The sequence below is a fragment of the Stutzerimonas stutzeri genome (assembly GCF_024448715.1).
GTDB lineage: Bacteria > Pseudomonadota > Gammaproteobacteria > Pseudomonadales > Pseudomonadaceae > Stutzerimonas > Stutzerimonas stutzeri_AR.
Genome location: NZ_JAMOHZ010000008.1, coordinates 146,811 through 161,968 on the forward strand (window position 1 = coordinate 146,811; position 15,158 = coordinate 161,968).

General features: G+C 57.7%; 13 protein-coding genes. 7 read left to right on the forward strand and 6 right to left on the reverse strand.

Annotation, left to right across the window (positions count from 1 at the left end; translation table 11 throughout):
* The first annotated feature begins 70 nt into the window (after positions 1-70).
* Genes NAV33_RS17510 through NAV33_RS17535 form a run of 6 tightly spaced genes read left to right on the forward strand, consistent with a single transcriptional unit; the run spans position 71 to position 6,820 of the window.
* Complete coding sequence (locus NAV33_RS17510) at positions 71-586, forward strand: GspH/FimT family pseudopilin (RefSeq protein ID WP_255982408.1); 516 nt, start codon at positions 71-73, stop codon at positions 584-586.
* Positions 583-1,050, forward strand: a complete 468-nt coding sequence (gene pilV / locus NAV33_RS17515; protein WP_255982410.1) for a type IV pilus modification protein PilV — start codon at positions 583-585, stop codon at positions 1,048-1,050. The genes NAV33_RS17510 and pilV overlap by 4 nt, the downstream gene beginning before the upstream one ends.
* The gene (locus NAV33_RS17520; RefSeq protein WP_255982413.1) at positions 1,047-2,129 is read left to right on the forward strand and encodes a PilW family protein; all 1,083 of its coding nucleotides are present in this window, start codon (positions 1,047-1,049) and stop codon (positions 2,127-2,129) included. The genes pilV and NAV33_RS17520 overlap by 4 nt, the downstream gene beginning before the upstream one ends.
* Positions 2,126-2,641: a pilus assembly PilX family protein gene (locus NAV33_RS17525; RefSeq protein WP_255982415.1), complete on the forward strand. Its 516-nt coding sequence runs from the start codon at positions 2,126-2,128 to the stop codon at positions 2,639-2,641. Before NAV33_RS17520 ends, NAV33_RS17525 begins: the two co-directional genes overlap by 4 nt.
* A gap of 1 nt (position 2,642) precedes the next feature.
* Complete coding sequence (locus NAV33_RS17530; protein ID WP_255982417.1) at positions 2,643-6,392, forward strand: pilus assembly protein; 3,750 nt, start codon at positions 2,643-2,645, stop codon at positions 6,390-6,392.
* A gap of 38 nt (positions 6,393-6,430) precedes the next feature.
* A complete protein-coding gene (locus NAV33_RS17535; protein ID WP_423836673.1) occupies positions 6,431-6,820 on the forward strand; it encodes a type IV pilin protein in 390 nt (129 codons plus the stop codon).
* 55 nt (positions 6,821-6,875) lie between these two features.
* Here the strand turns inward: NAV33_RS17535 and ispH are convergent, their stop codons facing one another.
* The 6 genes from ispH to murJ form a co-directional block, all read right to left on the reverse strand.
* A complete protein-coding gene (gene ispH, locus NAV33_RS17540) occupies positions 6,876-7,820 on the reverse strand; it encodes a 4-hydroxy-3-methylbut-2-enyl diphosphate reductase (protein WP_255982422.1) in 945 nt (314 codons plus the stop codon).
* A 167-nt stretch (positions 7,821-7,987) separates the two neighbouring features.
* Positions 7,988-8,425, reverse strand: a complete 438-nt coding sequence (locus tag NAV33_RS17545) for an FKBP-type peptidyl-prolyl cis-trans isomerase (protein ID WP_255982424.1) — start codon at positions 8,423-8,425, stop codon at positions 7,988-7,990.
* Positions 8,418-8,921, reverse strand: coding sequence for a signal peptidase II (gene lspA / locus NAV33_RS17550; RefSeq protein WP_255982426.1), 504 nt, complete (start codon positions 8,919-8,921; stop codon positions 8,418-8,420). The genes NAV33_RS17545 and lspA overlap by 8 nt, the downstream gene beginning before the upstream one ends.
* 258 nt (positions 8,922-9,179) lie before the next feature.
* Complete coding sequence (ileS, locus tag NAV33_RS17555; RefSeq protein ID WP_255982428.1) at positions 9,180-12,011, reverse strand: isoleucine--tRNA ligase; 2,832 nt, start codon at positions 12,009-12,011, stop codon at positions 9,180-9,182.
* A gap of 1 nt (position 12,012) precedes the next feature.
* Positions 12,013-12,963, reverse strand: a complete 951-nt coding sequence (ribF, locus tag NAV33_RS17560; RefSeq protein WP_255982430.1) for a bifunctional riboflavin kinase/FAD synthetase — start codon at positions 12,961-12,963, stop codon at positions 12,013-12,015.
* Between the two features lie 84 nt (positions 12,964-13,047).
* Entirely contained in the window at positions 13,048-14,595 is a 1,548-nt protein-coding gene (murJ, locus tag NAV33_RS17565) for a murein biosynthesis integral membrane protein MurJ (RefSeq protein WP_255982433.1), read from the reverse strand.
* A 215-nt stretch (positions 14,596-14,810) separates the two neighbouring features.
* Between murJ and rpsT the strand changes: the two genes are divergently transcribed.
* The gene (gene rpsT, locus NAV33_RS17570; RefSeq protein ID WP_255982435.1) at positions 14,811-15,086 is read left to right on the forward strand and encodes a 30S ribosomal protein S20; all 276 of its coding nucleotides are present in this window, start codon (positions 14,811-14,813) and stop codon (positions 15,084-15,086) included.
* Positions 15,087-15,158 lie beyond the last annotated feature (72 nt).

Here is a 15,158-nt window from a genome sequence, read left to right on the forward strand (position 1 = left end):
CGCACAACCTTCCAAACCGACCGGACGTCCGGGCAGGATGGGAAGCGCAACGGTTAATCGGGATGATCTGATGACTCTAAAATCGAGAAAAACCATGCGGCATTCCCGAGGTTTCACCCTTATCGAGTTGCTTATCACATTGGCTGTTCTGGCTATTGTATTGGCAATTGCAGCGCCCTCATTCACGAACCTCATTCAGAGCAATCGGACCCAGACGATCTCAAACGATCTTATGGGTGCGTTGCAGTACGCCCGCTCCGAAGCTGTGAAGAGAGGTGTGAGGGTCGATGTCTGCAGACGCAACGGCAACGTCTGTGCGAATGCGGTGACTTGGGGTAACGGGTGGCTGGTCAAGGTTAATGGTGGCGACGTACTCCGCGTATGGGACGCGGTTGGCGGCCAGGACACCGTCACCGGGCCTAACGAAACCCTGACCTATCGCCCGAACGGCCTGCTGAACAAAGCGTCCGGTGCGGCTGATGTGCAATTTGTGGTTGCTCACACAAATTGCGCCGGCAAGGCCCAGTACACCATCGCACTGACGGCGACAGGACGAGCCACGAGCGCAAAAGGAACCTGCCCATGAGACGAAATCTGAAGATTCCAGCTATTCAGCGCGGCGCGACGCTTATTGAAGTGCTCGTGGCGATGCTGATTCTTTCGGTTGGGCTGCTGGGCCTGGCCGGCATGCAGATGACGGCATTGCAAAGCAACCAGAGCGCTTATTACCGATCCCAAGCCACGGTACTCGCCTACGACGTCATCGACCGCATGCGCGCCAACCGCTCCGACGCGCTAAACGGCGTTTATGACATTGCGCTGAAGAACGAAGCCTGCGACCCCGATCTCGACCCCAGTGGAACTCTCGCCCAGAGGGATGTGGCGGAATGGTTGAACTCCCTGTCTTGCTTACTTTCGGCCGATGCCCGCGGCAGCGTTGTGCGTAACGGGCGTTTGTTCACGATTTCCATCGAGTGGAACGACAACCGCGGCCGCATCGACGCCGAGAATGACGATCCCGAAAAATTTGTCTACCGGACTCAGCTATGAAACCAGTCTCTTTCAACCGGCAAATGGGCCTCTCGCTCATCGAGCTGATGGTCGCCATGCTGATTAGCCTGATCTTGCTCGGCGGCGTCCTGCAGGTCTTCTTGTCCAGCAAAGACATGTACCGCACCAATACGGCGGTTGCCCGTGTACAGGAAGCGGGACGCTTTGCGACGGAGTTTATTGCGTTCGACGTGCGCCAGGCGGGTTATAAAGGGGAGTGTTTAAGCGAGCCACTCAATCAGCTTGACCTCTCGAAAGCTTCCTATTCAGTCGATGATAAAAACTCTTACAGCACAAATCCGGCGGTCCAGGGCTGGGATAACAGTAAGCCAGTAGTTTTCGAAGCTGCAGATGCGATACGCGCCAACACCGATGCGTTTATTGTGAAATACGCGGGCGCCGGCACGGAATTCGAATCCAATGGAAATAATAAGGTCGGCGCTGGCAATCTCGGTGTGAAAGGTGAGACTGGGGCCTATAGCGGTCAAATTGTCTTAGTAGCGAACTCAACTGGTTGTGACATATTTCAGAACACGAATAGTGGTAATGCGAGCACATTTCAAACGAACGGTAACAACGAAATTCCGGGCAATACAAAGGCCGGCATGAGCCAAGCCTATAACGGCAGGTTTACGGCGCACATTTTACGCAGCCACACCTACTTCATTCGCGACAATGCTGACGAAGGTCGGCTTCCTTCGCTAGTCCGCAAGGTACTCAGTCCGAGCAGAGCAGATGAAGAGCTCGTCGAAGGCATCATCGACATGCAAGTCACCTACGGAATCGACAAGGATGGTGACCGCCTTGCAGACGAGTACGTGAAAGCGGGAACCAACAACCTCACCGCTACCGGCGCAGGTGACTGGGACAAGGTGGTTTCGGCGCGGATTTCCATGCTCGCCATCAGCCCCGAAACGAACGTGCTAGACGAGCCACAGCAGTTCGTCTATCCGCCAGTGGTTGGCATCGACAGAGATGATGAGTACGCCCTCTACGACGACGGCACGGTGACCATTAAGGACAACCGCGTCGCCCAGGTGTACACCACAACCGTCGCCATACGGAATCGTTTGCCATGAAACAGGGATCTTTCGGCTATTCGAAGCAACAGGGTGCTGTCCTACTCGTTGCGCTCATTATGTTGCTATTGCTCACCATCCTCGGCGCAGCGGCGATGCGCGATACCAATCTACAGGAACGAATGGCAGGCAATATGCGCGATCACAACCTCGCGTTCCAGGCCGCCGAGGCCGCCTTGCGCTTTGCCGAGCAGGAAGTCAAAACAGACTACGCCAACCTGATCGATGATGTGCAATACCCGATCAATGATGAAGATCCGGAAGTCGTGACCTTCACCAAATTCACCGGGGAAGTAGACAGCAAGCCCACCTACACCATCACCCGGCTCCCCCACCCTGGACAGCTCGATATGCAGAACATGGTCAACCCGGAAACTGCCGGAGGGGACTCGCTCGCCGCCGGCGAGTCGCTGATTCTTGATTTCGTTCTAGTACGCATCGAAGCCACCGGCACCGGCGCCAGCCCGGACTCGAAGGTCACCCTTCGTTCCCTGTATTTCGTAGAGGAGTGACATGATGCCGCTCAATCATAGCAGCATGCCTAGGAACGGCCTTACCGCCATCTGGCGCCCATTGTTGCTAGCCGGAACCGCGCTGTGCTGGACACTCGGCGCCAGCCAAGCCGTGGCCGATGTGTCGCAAACGCCATTGCTACTCGGCGGCGGCAATGTACCAGGCAACTTGGCACTGGTACCTTCGGTTGAATTCCCAACAGTCATTAGCTTGGCTAACCTCGGTGATTACAACAACGCTACTACTTACACCGGATATTTCGATGCTGATAAGTGCTATTCATTTATTGAACAGCAATTCAATGATCCTTATTTCGGCAACGTCACGGTTGACAGCGGTGGCGGGTACTTCACCCCGGTCAGCTACACAACAAGCGCTAACCGCAACTGTGCCGGGGAGTGGAGCGGTAACTACCTGAATTGGGCGACCACACAGACTATCGACCCATTCCGTAAGGCATTGACCGGCGGCTACCGTGTAGTAGATAGCACTTCACAAACAATTCTAGAAAAGGCGACACGATCAGGAAGAAATAGTTACTTTCCTGACCGCGAAATCACGTCCGCAAATGCGAGCAAGACCACGCCCTTCGGAAGCGTTTCGGTGACCAGTTCGCTGTACCAAGGCACCAACTATCAAAAAAACAAAACCGTACGCTTCAGCTATAAGTCTGGCGGAAAATCTAGGACTGCATTTTTCACGGTTCGCGTCGAAGTCTGCAAACCAAATTTTCTAGAGAGCGGCTGTACCAAGTATGGCGAAAACCTCTGGAAACCAGAGGGCTTGATTCAGCAGTATGCCAAGGACATCCGTTACAGCGTTTTCAGCTACCTGAACGAAGATGGCAACACCCGTAACGGTGGCGTGCTGCGTGCTGCGCAGGGCTATGTCGGTCAGACCAAGCGTGAGCCCGGCACGCCCAATGAACTCGAAAATGAATTGAAGGAATGGTCTCCAGACACCGGGATTCTCTATGCTAACCCCCATGACGACAGCACTGGCAACAGTGGAGTTATCAACTACATCAACAAGTTCGGCGAGCTGACAAACAGCCATAAGTCGAACGACCCGGTCAGCGAGCTCTACTACACCGCGCTCCGCTACTTCCGCAACCTTGGTAATGTCGCCGCCTACTCCAAAATTACTAACGAGGCACAGCGGGACAAATTCCCGGTCGTCACCAACTGGACTGACCCTATCCAATACTCTTGCCAGAAGAACGTGATTCTTGGCATTGGCGACGTCTATACCCACGAAGATCGGAACGTCCCGGTGGCTGATGACGACCTAAATGTCCAAAAATGGACCCAGAAAGTATTCGATCTGGAAGGGATTTCGAAAAACGCAGCGAACGTATTCACTGGGCGTGGCAACTCCGCCCATATTGCCGGGCTGGCCTACTACGCTAACACCACCGACCTACGCGAAGACCGGGGCGGGAAACAGACGATCTCCACTCACTGGGTCGACGTTCGAGAGAATCAGACGCTAGAGTCAAAGGCATCCAACCAGTACTGGCTAGCCGCGAAATATGGTGGCTTCAAGGCTCCAGATGATTATGAGTTCGGCGACGCGCTCAATCAGTCTTGGTGGTGGACCAACAACGAAACCTTTTCCAATGGCGACAAGCGCCCAGACAACTTCTATGTGGCGAGCGATGCCACCAAGATGGTCGAAAGCCTAAAAACCGCATTTGCCAACATTGCAGACGAAGTACGCAGCACGACTGCCGCGCTTTCTACGAACTCAACGAAGCTTGAAACCGACACGGTGGTCTTCCAGTCGATGCTAGACAGCGCGGCCTGGAGCGGTGACTTGTTAGCTAAGGCAGTCGCAACCGACGGTACGGTTAGCGAAACACCGACTTGGAAAGCCGCAACCAAACTCGATGCACTGACCAACGCGCAGATGTCTGATCGCAGCATTCTGACCTCGGCCCCTCCATCCACCGATGCGACCTCTGGCGCGTTGATATCCACAACAGGGCGCACCTTCACCTGGACGCAGCTGAGCACAGCGCAGCAGGAAGCGCTTAGACAGACGACCGGCGGGGCGCTAGCGACGGAACAGGTAGGTCAGAACCGACTCGCCTTCATTCGCGGCGATCGCAGCATGGAGCGTACCGACGCCACACCTAACAACCCGTTCCGGCAACGTACTAGCCGGCTGGGCGATATCGCCAACTCGGATCCGCAGTATATTTACAAACCGAACTTCGGCTATTCACAACTGCCAGAAAGCGCAGGATTCACCAGTGCAGTCAAGAGCGCCTATACCACTTTCCGTGCATCGAGCACCTATCAGAGCCGACCTCCTCTGGTGGTCGTTGGCGCCAACGATGGGATGTTGCATGGTTTCAATGCGAGCCTGGAAAGCTCGGGTGGCAACGAGCTGTTCGCCTACGTGCCGAACGATCTGATCGATGATCTCTCTCAGCTAACCGAGCCTACCTATTCCCATCGCTATTACGTCGACGGCACGCCGCGTATCGGTGACGCCTGGGTCGGGAGCGCCTGGAAGACCCTCGTTATCGGCTCTTCCGGTGCAGGAGGCCGCAGCATCTTCGCGCTGGACGTCACCAACCCTACAGCCATGAGCAGCAGCAACGTGCTATGGGAGTTTACGCACCCGGAGATGGGATACAGCCTTGGGCGCCCAAGCCTCGTGCCGCTTTCTAACGGAAAGTTTGGCGTGATCGTGACCAGTGGCTATGACCGCCCCACGAACACAACCAGCGGCTACGTCTGGATCCTCGATGCGGCTGACGGCAGTGTGTTGAAGCGCTTTGACCTGCCTGACAGCGGGGATCTGGGCGCACCTTTGGCCGTCGACCTGGACAACGACCGTGTCGGCGACCGAATCTACGTAGCCGATACAAAAGGCAATGTATGGCGCCTGGATACTAGCGGTACGACGGTCAGTGATTGGGATGCGCCTGCCAGCTTGCGGGTAGACGGCGAGATTGAACCCCTTTTCATCGCGAAAGACAGCAGCGGAGCCCGCCAGGCTATCACCGCGCCGTTGGACGCGGCTTATACCAAGGATCGGCAAATCATGTTGGTCTTCGGTACGGGCAGCTTCTACCAAACCACCGATAACGAGATTCCTAGGTCACCGCAGGTTCAGTCGTTCTATGGCATCGTCGATAGTGGCGAGCAAATCGACGGCCGGCAGAATCTACTAGAGCAAGAGATTCTTAGGGAAGTAACCGGCACCGGCCTCAACGGACGAGGCATCAGCCAGAATGTGATGGAGGAAGAAGATCAGGGTTGGTATCTCGACCTGCTCTGGAAAACCTCAAGAGGCGGCCCTGGACCCAAGGGAGAACGAGTCATTTCTCAAGCCCAACTTGGCGGCAACAGGGTCACGTTCAGCTCCTTGATCCCGTCGGCGGACCCATGTGATGCCGGCGGAACGAGCTGGATCATAAGCCTCGACCTTGCCACGGGAAGCCGTCTCGCCTATTCGTATTTCGATTACAACGGAGACGGAAAGATTGATGGGGATGATTACATCGAGCTTGAGGACGGCACCAAGATCCCGGTGAGCGGTGTGGCGGACCCCGACGAAGGCGCGGTCAAAGGTACGATTGGCCTGAGCGACCAGAAAACCGGCAAACGGTACCTGTGCTATGCCAGTTCGGCCTCAAGTACCGATTCGGATGGCGTGACACCGGTCTGCATTGAGGTTATGGGAGACAACAACGATTCCAACCGCCTTTCCTGGCATGAAGTGAGGAATAACCTTTGAGAAGCTCCTTAAATCGAGGCTTTACGCTGATCGAACTGATGATCGTGGTCGCGATCATCGGCATCATCGCCGCCATTGCTTACCCCAGCTATCAGGAGTATGTCCGTAGTGCCAAGCGCGCCGATGCGCAGACCGCCATGATGGAGTTAGCCCATTTCATGGAGCGCTATCACACAGGAAATGGCCGCTACGTCGACGGCGATGGCGAAGCGCCTGACCTGCCTTTCACACAAGCGCCCAAAGATGGATCCACCAAGGCCTACGACCTCGATTTCGCTGAAGGAAGCCCTACAGCGTCCACTTACGTTTTCCAGGCGGTTCCAACAGGCAGTATGGCCAATGACAAGTGCGGGACGTTGACGCTATCCAATACTGGCGCAAAGGGGCAAAAGGACGGGATGACTTCGGCCCAGTGCTGGAAACGCTAAACGAAAGTTAAAAAAGAAGCCCGGCATCGCCGGGCTTCTTTTATTTCGCAAATCGTTAAACCGCTTTGAGCCGCAACTCCTTCGGCATCGAGAACGTCACGTTCTCGGGCCGCCCCTCCAGCTCATCCATCCCCGTAGCGCCCCACTCGCGCAGCTGGTCGATCACGCCGCGCACCAACACCTCTGGGGCTGAAGCGCCAGCGGTGATGCCGATTCGGTCAATGTTTTCGAACCACTCTTGCTTGAGATCTTCCGCGCCATCGATCAAATACGCCGGCGTATCCATGCGTTCGGCCAGCTCACGCAGGCGGTTGGAGTTGGAGCTGTTGGGGCTGCCGACAACCAATACCACATCGCACTCACCTGCCAGCTGCTTGACCGCATCCTGACGATTCTGGGTGGCGTAGCAGATGTCGTCCTTGCGCGGCCCGCCAATGCTGGGGAAGCGTGCGCGCAAGGCATCGATCACGCGACTGGTGTCGTCCATGGATAGCGTGGTTTGCGTCACGAATGCCAGCGCGTCAGGGTTGCGAACCCGCAGACTGGCAACATCCTCCTCGTCTTCTACCAAGTAGATCGAGCCGCCGTTGGCAGTGTCGTATTGGCCCATGGTGCCTTCGACTTCAGGATGTCCCTCATGGCCAATGAGGATGCACTCGCGCCCCTCGCGGCTGTATTTGGTCACTTCCAGGTGCACCTTGGTCACCAGCGGGCAGGTCGCGTCGAACACTTTCAGGCCGCGCTTGTCAGCTTCCATTTTCACCGCCTGGGAGACCCCGTGGGCGCTGAAGATAACGATGAAGCCATCCGGCACCTGATCCAGTTCATCGACGAAAATCGCCCCGCGCTCGCGCAGATCTTCCACCACGAATTTGTTATGCACGACTTCATGACGCACGTAGATCGGCGGGCCGAATACCTCAAGCGCACGATTTACAATCTCGATAGCGCGGTCGACGCCTGCGCAGAAGCCACGCGGATTGGCGAGTTTGATTTGCATATGAACTCTCGGCACTCGGGGCGGATGAGTTGTTGAGTGTAACGCTTGGTCAGCGGTATGAAGCGAAGCTGGAATCAGCATAACGCCCATGCTCGCATGAGCACACGTGCTTGATCGCCAGCAAGCTGGCTCCTACAAAAAGCAGCTTACTTACGGGAGCCGATCACTCAGACCGGCTTGACCTCGAATATTTCAACTTCGAAAGTCAGGGCCTTGCCGGCCAGCGGATGGTTGAAGTCCACGGTGACCTGGCGATCATCGTAGCTTTTGACGATACCTGGCAGCTCAGTCTTAGCCGCATCGTTGAAAATAACAAGCAGTCCTTCCGATAGCTCCATGCCTTCGAACTGGCTACGCGGCATGACCTGCACGTTCTGCTGGTTGTGCTGGCCGAAGCCTTGCTCCGGCGCGATCTGGATGGTGCGCTTGTCGCCAGCCTTAAGTCCGAAGAGTTGCTGCTCGAAACCAGGTAGCAGATTGCCATCGCCCACCTTGAACGTGGCCGGCTGCTTGTCGAAGGTGCTATCGACTTGCTCACCATTATCCAGGCTAAGGGCGAAATGCAGAGTGACCTGCATGTCCCGCCCGATGCGCTGTTCAGTCATTTACCGTTTCTCCCGTTTTACTACTACGGAACATATCCAGCGCCAGCATCACGGCGCCTATAGTGATGGCGCTGTCGGCTATGTTGAACGCCGGGAAATACCAGCGGTTCTGCCAATGCACCAGAATGAAATCGACCACATGGCCAAGTACCACACGGTCGTAGAGATTGCCGAGGGCGCCACCCAGGACCAACGCCAAGGCAACCGCCAGCCAGGTTTCACTCGGCTTCAGGCGCTTCATCCACACCAACAGCACAACGCTGACGCCAATGGCAATCAGGGCGAATAGCCAGCGCTGCCAACCGGAGTGATCGGCCAGAAAGCTAAAGGCTGCGCCTGTGTTGTAGGCCAAGGTCCAGGCGAAATAATCCGGAATGACCTCAACCTTCTGGTACAGGCTGAAGTTGGCTTCGAAGTAGTGCTTGGTTGCCTGGTCCAGTGCGATGACCAAGACGCTGAGCCAAAGCCACGTGAGTTTGCCGAGACGGGTAGTCATGCCGCCGCCCTCGGAAGAGTGCAGCGAGTTGTGTCCGCTCTATGACTGAGGTGTCGTAGGGTGGGCTTCAGCCCACCAAGAATGCGACCGTGCCAACGGTGGGCTGAAGCCCACCCTACGAGGCTGAGCCAGAGCCAGCGGTGGGCTGAAGCGGAGCGCCGCCCAGCCCACCATACGGGGCTCGATCCTGCACTGACACTTCCAGCAGATTGCAAAAGTCCGCGGCGGATTGCACTAGCCCTACGATCAGCTGCTCCGTCACGCATAGCGACGCACCTCGCCGTCGCCTTCGATGTTCTCGACGCAGCGACCACAGATTTCCGGATGGGCCGCATGGGTTCCCACATCAGGCAGGTGATGCCAGCAACGACCGCATTTCGGATACCCAGTTTTGCTGATCTGCAGCTTGAGGCCGGACAGCTCGCTTTGCACCGCATCGGCCGGTGCATCGGCCAGCGGTGCAACGTTCACTGCCGAGGTAATCAGCACGAAGCGCAACTCATTGCCCAACCTGGCCAACTCAGCAACCAGCGCGTCCTCCGCATATAGAACTACTTCGGCCTGCAGGTTACCGCCGATGGTCTTGGCGGCACGCTGGGTTTCCAGTTCTTTGTTCACGGCAGCCTTGACCGCCATGACCTTGTTCCAGAACTCGCGTCCTAGTTCGACATTGCCTGGCAGTTCGGCGAGGCCCTCGTACCAAGTGTTGAGCATGACCGATTCGTTGCGCTCGCCCGGCAGGTACTGCCAGATCTCATCAGCCGTGAACGACAGGATTGGCGCAATCCAGCGCACCAGCGCTTCGGCAATGTGGTACAGCGCGGTTTGGCAGGAGCGGCGCGGCAGGCTGTCAGCACCGGTGGTGTATTGACGGTCCTTGATGATGTCGAGGTAGAAGCCGCCCAATTCCTGCACGCAGAAGTTGTGCACCTTCTGGTAGACGTTCCAAAACTTGTAAGTACCGTAGGCTTCCTCGATTTCCCGCTGCAGCAACAGGGCACGATCAACGGCCCAGCGGTCGAGCGCGATCATCTGATCGGCCGGAACCTGATGCTGCGCCGGGTCGAAACCGTCGAGGTTGCTCAGCAGGAAACGCGCGGTATTACGAATCCGCCGATAGGAGTCGGCACTGCGCTGCAGGATGACCTTGGAAACCGCCATCTCACCGGAATAGTCGGTGGACGCGACCCATAAGCGTAGGATGTCGGCACCCAGGCTGTCAGTGACTTCCTGCGGCGCAACGACATTGCCCAGCGACTTGGACATCTTGCGGCCGTTTTCGTCGACCACAAAGCCATGCGTCAGCAGCCCCTTGTACGGCGCATGCCCGTCGATGGCCGAGCCGGTCAGCAGCGACGAATGGAACCAACCACGATGCTGGTCGGAGCCTTCCAGATACAGGTCGGCGCGCGGACCGTGCTCGTGTCCCATCGGGTGCGAGCCGCGCATCACGTGCCAGTGCGTGGTGCCGGAGTCGAACCAGACGTCCAGGGTGTCGCTGATTTTTTCGTATTGCGCCGCTTCATCACCCAGCAGCTCGGCTGCATCCAGCTTCGACCAGGCTTCGATGCCGCCCTGATCCACTCGCTGCGCCACCGCTTCCATCAACTCGACCGTACGAGGATGCAGTTCGCCGCTTTCCTTGTTCAGGAAGAACGGGATCGGCACACCCCAGGTACGTTGACGTGAGATACACCAGTCCGGACGCCCGGCGATCATGCCGTGCAGCCGCGCCTGGCCCCAGGCGGGGACAAACTCGGTCTGCTCGATGGCATCCAGTGCACGACGACGCAAGGAGCTGCCGTCATGAGCGACCTTGTCCATACCGACGAACCACTGCGCGGTGGCGCGGTAGATCAGCGGCGTCTTGTGGCGCCAGCAGTGCATGTAGCTGTGCTGGATAGATTCATGTTTGAGCAGCGCTCCGACTTCGCGCAACTTCTCGACAATGGCCGGATTAGCCTTCCAGATGAACTGACCGCCAAAGAACGGCAGGTCCGACACGTAGACACCATGGCTCTGCACTGGGCTCAGAATGTCGTCATTCTCCATGCCGTAATGCTTGCAGGAGCGGAAGTCGTCTTCACCGTACGCGGGCGCAGAATGGACAACACCGGTACCAGCACCGGTTTCTACATAGTCGGCCAGGTAGACCGGCGCGAAGCGCTCGTAGAACGGGTGACGGAAACGGATTAGCTCCAGCGCCTTGCCCTCGCAACGGGCGATGATCTCGCCCTGCAGGCCATAGCGCTGTAGGCTGGACTCAACCAGCTCCTCGGCGAGCACCAGCAGCTTGTCGCCGGTGTCGACTAAAGCGTAGACAAAGTCAGGATGCACATTGAGCGCCTGGTTGGCCGGAATGGTCCAGGGCGTGGTGGTCCAGATGACGATACTGGCCGGTTTGGCCAATGCAGCGACGCCGAAGGCCGCCGCCAGCTTTTCCGCATCCTCGACTTGGAAGGCGACGTCGATTGCATCGGACTTCTTGTCCTGATACTCGACTTCCGCCTCGGCCAATGCCGAACCGCAATCGAAACACCAGTTCACTGGCTTCAGGCCCTTGAAGACGAAACCACCTTCGACCATCTTCGCCAGCGCGCGGATTTCACCGGCTTCGTTGGCAAAATCCATCGTGCGATAAGGGTTGTCCCACTCGCCCAGCACACCAAGGCGGATGAAGTCGGCCTTCTGCCCTTCGATCTGCTCGGCGGCATAGGCGCGGCAGCGCTCGCGGGTCAGGTCGGCCGGCTGGTTCTTGCCATAGGTGATTTCGACCTTGTGTTCGATCGGCAGACCATGACAGTCCCAGCCAGGGACGTAAGGTGCGTCGAACCCAGCGAGGGTCTTGGAACGGACGATAAAATCCTTGATGACCTTGTTCACCGCATGGCCGATGTGAATGCTGCCGTTGGCATACGGCGGGCCATCATGCAGGACGAACTTCGGGCGACCTTCGCCGATCTGCCGCAGCTTCCGGTAGAGGTCAATGCTGTCCCAGCGCTGCAGAATCTCCGGCTCGCGCTGTGGCAGACCGGCCTTCATCGGAAATGCCGTGGACGGCAGATTGAGGGTCGCTTTGTAATCGGTCATTTCAGTCCTGACTCGTGGTAATAGGTGAAGCCCGCCAGTATTCGCGAGCCGCGGCGATATCTGCTTCGATCGCCGTCTTTAGTGCCTCCAGCGAGGCAAAGCGCTGCTCGTCACGCAGCTTGCGGTGAAAAGTCACCCGCAGCAGTCGACCATAAAGGTCGCCTTGATAATTGAGCAAATGCACTTCCAGATGCGGCTGGCCGTCGCTCTTGACCGACGGACGCATGCCGATATTGGCCACCGCCGGCTGTACTACGCCGTCGACTTCCGTGCTCACCATGAACACTCCGCTAAGCGGCGTGCTCTTGCGCTTGAGCTGGATGTTAGCGGTCGGCGCACCAAGCTGACGCCCCAGCGCCTGCCCATGCATGACCCGCCCGGTAATACTGAATGGTCGACCGAGCTGTTTCTCCGCCTGTACCAGATCGCCGTCGGCAAGCACCTGACGCAGCCGCGTGCTGCTGACGCGTTCACCGTCCACCTCGATGGTGGTCGCGGCCTCCACCGTGAATCCTTCCGCCGCTCCAGCTTTCAATAGAAAATTGAAGTCGCCGGCACGGTCGCAACCGAAACGGAAGTCATCACCGACCTCCAGATGCCGGACGCCAAGGCCTTCGACCAGCGTCGCGTGGACGAACTCAGCGGCACTCAACTCGCGCAAACGGCGATTGAAAGCCAGGCAAAGCACCAGATCGACGCCCTGCTCATCCAGCAATTGGAGTTTTTCACGCAGCCGGGTCAGACGCGCAGGCGCCTTGACCGGAGCAAAATATTCGCGCGGCTGTGGCTCGAAGATCACCACACAGCTGGGCAGCCCGAGTTCGGCGGCACGCTCGCGCAGACGCGCCAGGATGGCTTGATGCCCCCGGTGAACTCCGTCGAAATTGCCGATGGTGGCGACGCAACCCCGATGTCGGGGCCGCAGGTTGTGAAGACCTCGAACCAGCTGCATACCGCACTTCTTGCTTGAAAAGTCGTCAATTATACGCATGAGGCACCGGTCCCGGACAGGTTTGCCGCGAGCCGCCCGTATAGATCAGTGACGCAAGTGGCGCGGACGCAGACCGAGCAATAGCAGCCCAGCCGCGAAGGCGCCCAGGCCAGCAGCAACCAAGAGTCCAAGCTGAAGCGCACGCTGCTGCCAATCCCAGGCGAACCACTCGACAGACGGGGCGTTCAGCCACCAGACCACGCCTACCATCGCTGCACAACCACCACCTAGACGCAGGAGAAATAGCCCCCACCCTGGCGCCACCTGGAAAACACCAACTCTGTACAACCCCCAGAACAGCAGCCCAGCGTTGAGCATCGACGAAAGCGAGGTCGCCAGCGCCAATCCAACATGCTTGAGCGGCCAGATCAGGATCAGATTCATCACCATATTGGCGATCATGCAGATAATTGCGACCCGCACCGGCGTCTTCAGGTCCTGACGAGCGAAGAAACCCGGCGCCAGAACCTTGATCAGCATGAACGCCAACACGCCTAGCGAGTAGGCCTCAAGCGCATTGGCGGACTGCACCACGGCTTCCTCGCTCATCGCGCCGTAAAAGAACAGGCTGGCAATCAGCGGCTCGGCCAGAATGCCCAGCGCGAGCGCCGCGGGAATTCCTACCAGCAGCACCATTCGCAGCGCCCAATTGAGTGTATTGGAAAAGGCTTTCGGGTCCTCTCCGGCATGCTGACGCGACAGACTCGGAAGAATGACCGTACCGATCGCGATCCCAAATGCGCCGAGAGGTAACTCCGAAAGCCGATCCGCGTAGTACAGCCACGACACGCTACCGGTCTGCAGAAACGAGGCGAGCACCGTATCGAGCAAGAGATTGATCTGACTGACCGATACCCCGAACAACGCTGGGATCATCAGCAGCATGATCCGCCGCACCCCCTCGTCACCGAATCTCACCCGCGGGCGCGGCAACAGCCCCAGCTTGGCGACATAAGGCAGCTGGAAAGCCAACTGGGCGAAGCCGGCAATGAACACGCCCCAGGCCAGCGCCATGATCGGCTGATCGAAATAGGGCGTGAGAAATATCGCCGAGGTGATCATGCAGACATTGAGCAGCACTGGGGTAAAGCCCGGCACCGCGAAGTGCCCATAGGTATTGAGCACGCCGGAGGTGAATGCCGTCAGGGAAATCAACAATAGATAGGGAAAGGTGATACGCAGCAGCTCGCCAGCCAACTGCATTTTCGCCGGCTCGTCATGAAAGCCCGGCGCAAACAACATCACCACATAGGGCGAGGCCAGCACCCCAATGGCGGTAATACCCGTCAGGATCAGCCCGAGCATGCCGGCCGTGCGATCGACCAGCAGCTTGACCTCGATCAGCGTCCGCTTGGTTCGGTACTCCGATAGCACAGGCACAAACGCTTGTGCGAAGGCACCCTCGGCAAACAACCGGCGCAGGAAATTGGGAATCTTGAAGGCAATGAAGAAGGCGTCTGCCGCAGCCCCTGATCCGAAGTAGCTGGCTACTACCATATCGCGTACCATGCCCAGCACGCGGGACAGCAGCGTCATCACGCTGACCACCGCACTGGAACGCAGCAATCCGCCTTTGCCGGATGTATCGGACATTTATCTTCCTAGAATTGCAGCAGGATGGTTCCGGCCAGGCAAAGCCACCGGTTGATGGCCCGTTACGACATTTAAAGAGGCCGCGAGTTTAGCGGCACCCCATCTGTCCGACCAGTATCCGCGATATTTCAGACGGGCTTGACAAGCGCCCGGTGCATCGGCATGATTCGCGGCCTTATTTGCTTTGTAATCCCACGTTTTCGAGGAGTTCGACGGTGGCCAACAGCCCTTCCGCCAAAAAACGCGCAATTCAGGCTGAGAAGCGTCGCAGCCACAACGCCAGCTTGCGCTCCATGGTTCGTACCTACATCAAGAATGTGGTCAAAGCCATCGACGCAAAAGATCTGGATAAAGCTCGTACTGCTTACACTGCAGCTGTGCCCGTCATCGACCGCATGGCCGATAAAGGCATCATCCACAAGAACAAAGCCGCTCGTCACAAGAGCCGCCTGAACGGCCACATCAAGGCCCTCGGCGCTGCCGCTGCCTAAGCTGTACGTTCTTGAAAAAACCGGCCTTGAGCCGGTTTTTTTATGCATACAAATCCTCATGCCCTGGCCCGA

What these genes read in the sequence shown, in the direction of transcription:
- NAV33_RS17545 (WP_255982424.1), bottom strand. Translation starts at nt 8,425, where the DNA reads ATGACTGAACAGCGCATCGGGCGGGACATGCAGGTCACTCTGCATTTC.
- NAV33_RS17510 (WP_255982408.1), top strand. Translation starts at nt 71, where the DNA reads ATGACTCTAAAATCGAGAAAAACCATGCGGCATTCCCGAGGTTTCACC.
- NAV33_RS17525 (WP_255982415.1), top strand. Translation starts at nt 2,126, where the DNA reads ATGAAACAGGGATCTTTCGGCTATTCGAAGCAACAGGGTGCTGTCCTA.
- ispH (WP_255982422.1), bottom strand. Translation starts at nt 7,820, where the DNA reads ATGCAAATCAAACTCGCCAATCCGCGTGGCTTCTGCGCAGGCGTCGAC.
- murJ (WP_255982433.1), bottom strand. Translation starts at nt 14,595, where the DNA reads ATGTCCGATACATCCGGCAAAGGCGGATTGCTGCGTTCCAGTGCGGTG.
- NAV33_RS17535 (WP_423836673.1), top strand. Translation starts at nt 6,431, where the DNA reads ATGATCGTGGTCGCGATCATCGGCATCATCGCCGCCATTGCTTACCCC.
- ribF (WP_255982430.1), bottom strand. Translation starts at nt 12,963, where the DNA reads ATGCAGCTGGTTCGAGGTCTTCACAACCTGCGGCCCCGACATCGGGGT.
- NAV33_RS17530 (WP_255982417.1), top strand. Translation starts at nt 2,643, where the DNA reads ATGATGCCGCTCAATCATAGCAGCATGCCTAGGAACGGCCTTACCGCC.
- lspA (WP_255982426.1), bottom strand. Translation starts at nt 8,921, where the DNA reads ATGACTACCCGTCTCGGCAAACTCACGTGGCTTTGGCTCAGCGTCTTG.
- NAV33_RS17520 (WP_255982413.1), top strand. Translation starts at nt 1,047, where the DNA reads ATGAAACCAGTCTCTTTCAACCGGCAAATGGGCCTCTCGCTCATCGAG.
- ileS (WP_255982428.1), bottom strand. Translation starts at nt 12,011, where the DNA reads ATGACCGATTACAAAGCGACCCTCAATCTGCCGTCCACGGCATTTCCG.
- pilV (WP_255982410.1), top strand. Translation starts at nt 583, where the DNA reads ATGAGACGAAATCTGAAGATTCCAGCTATTCAGCGCGGCGCGACGCTT.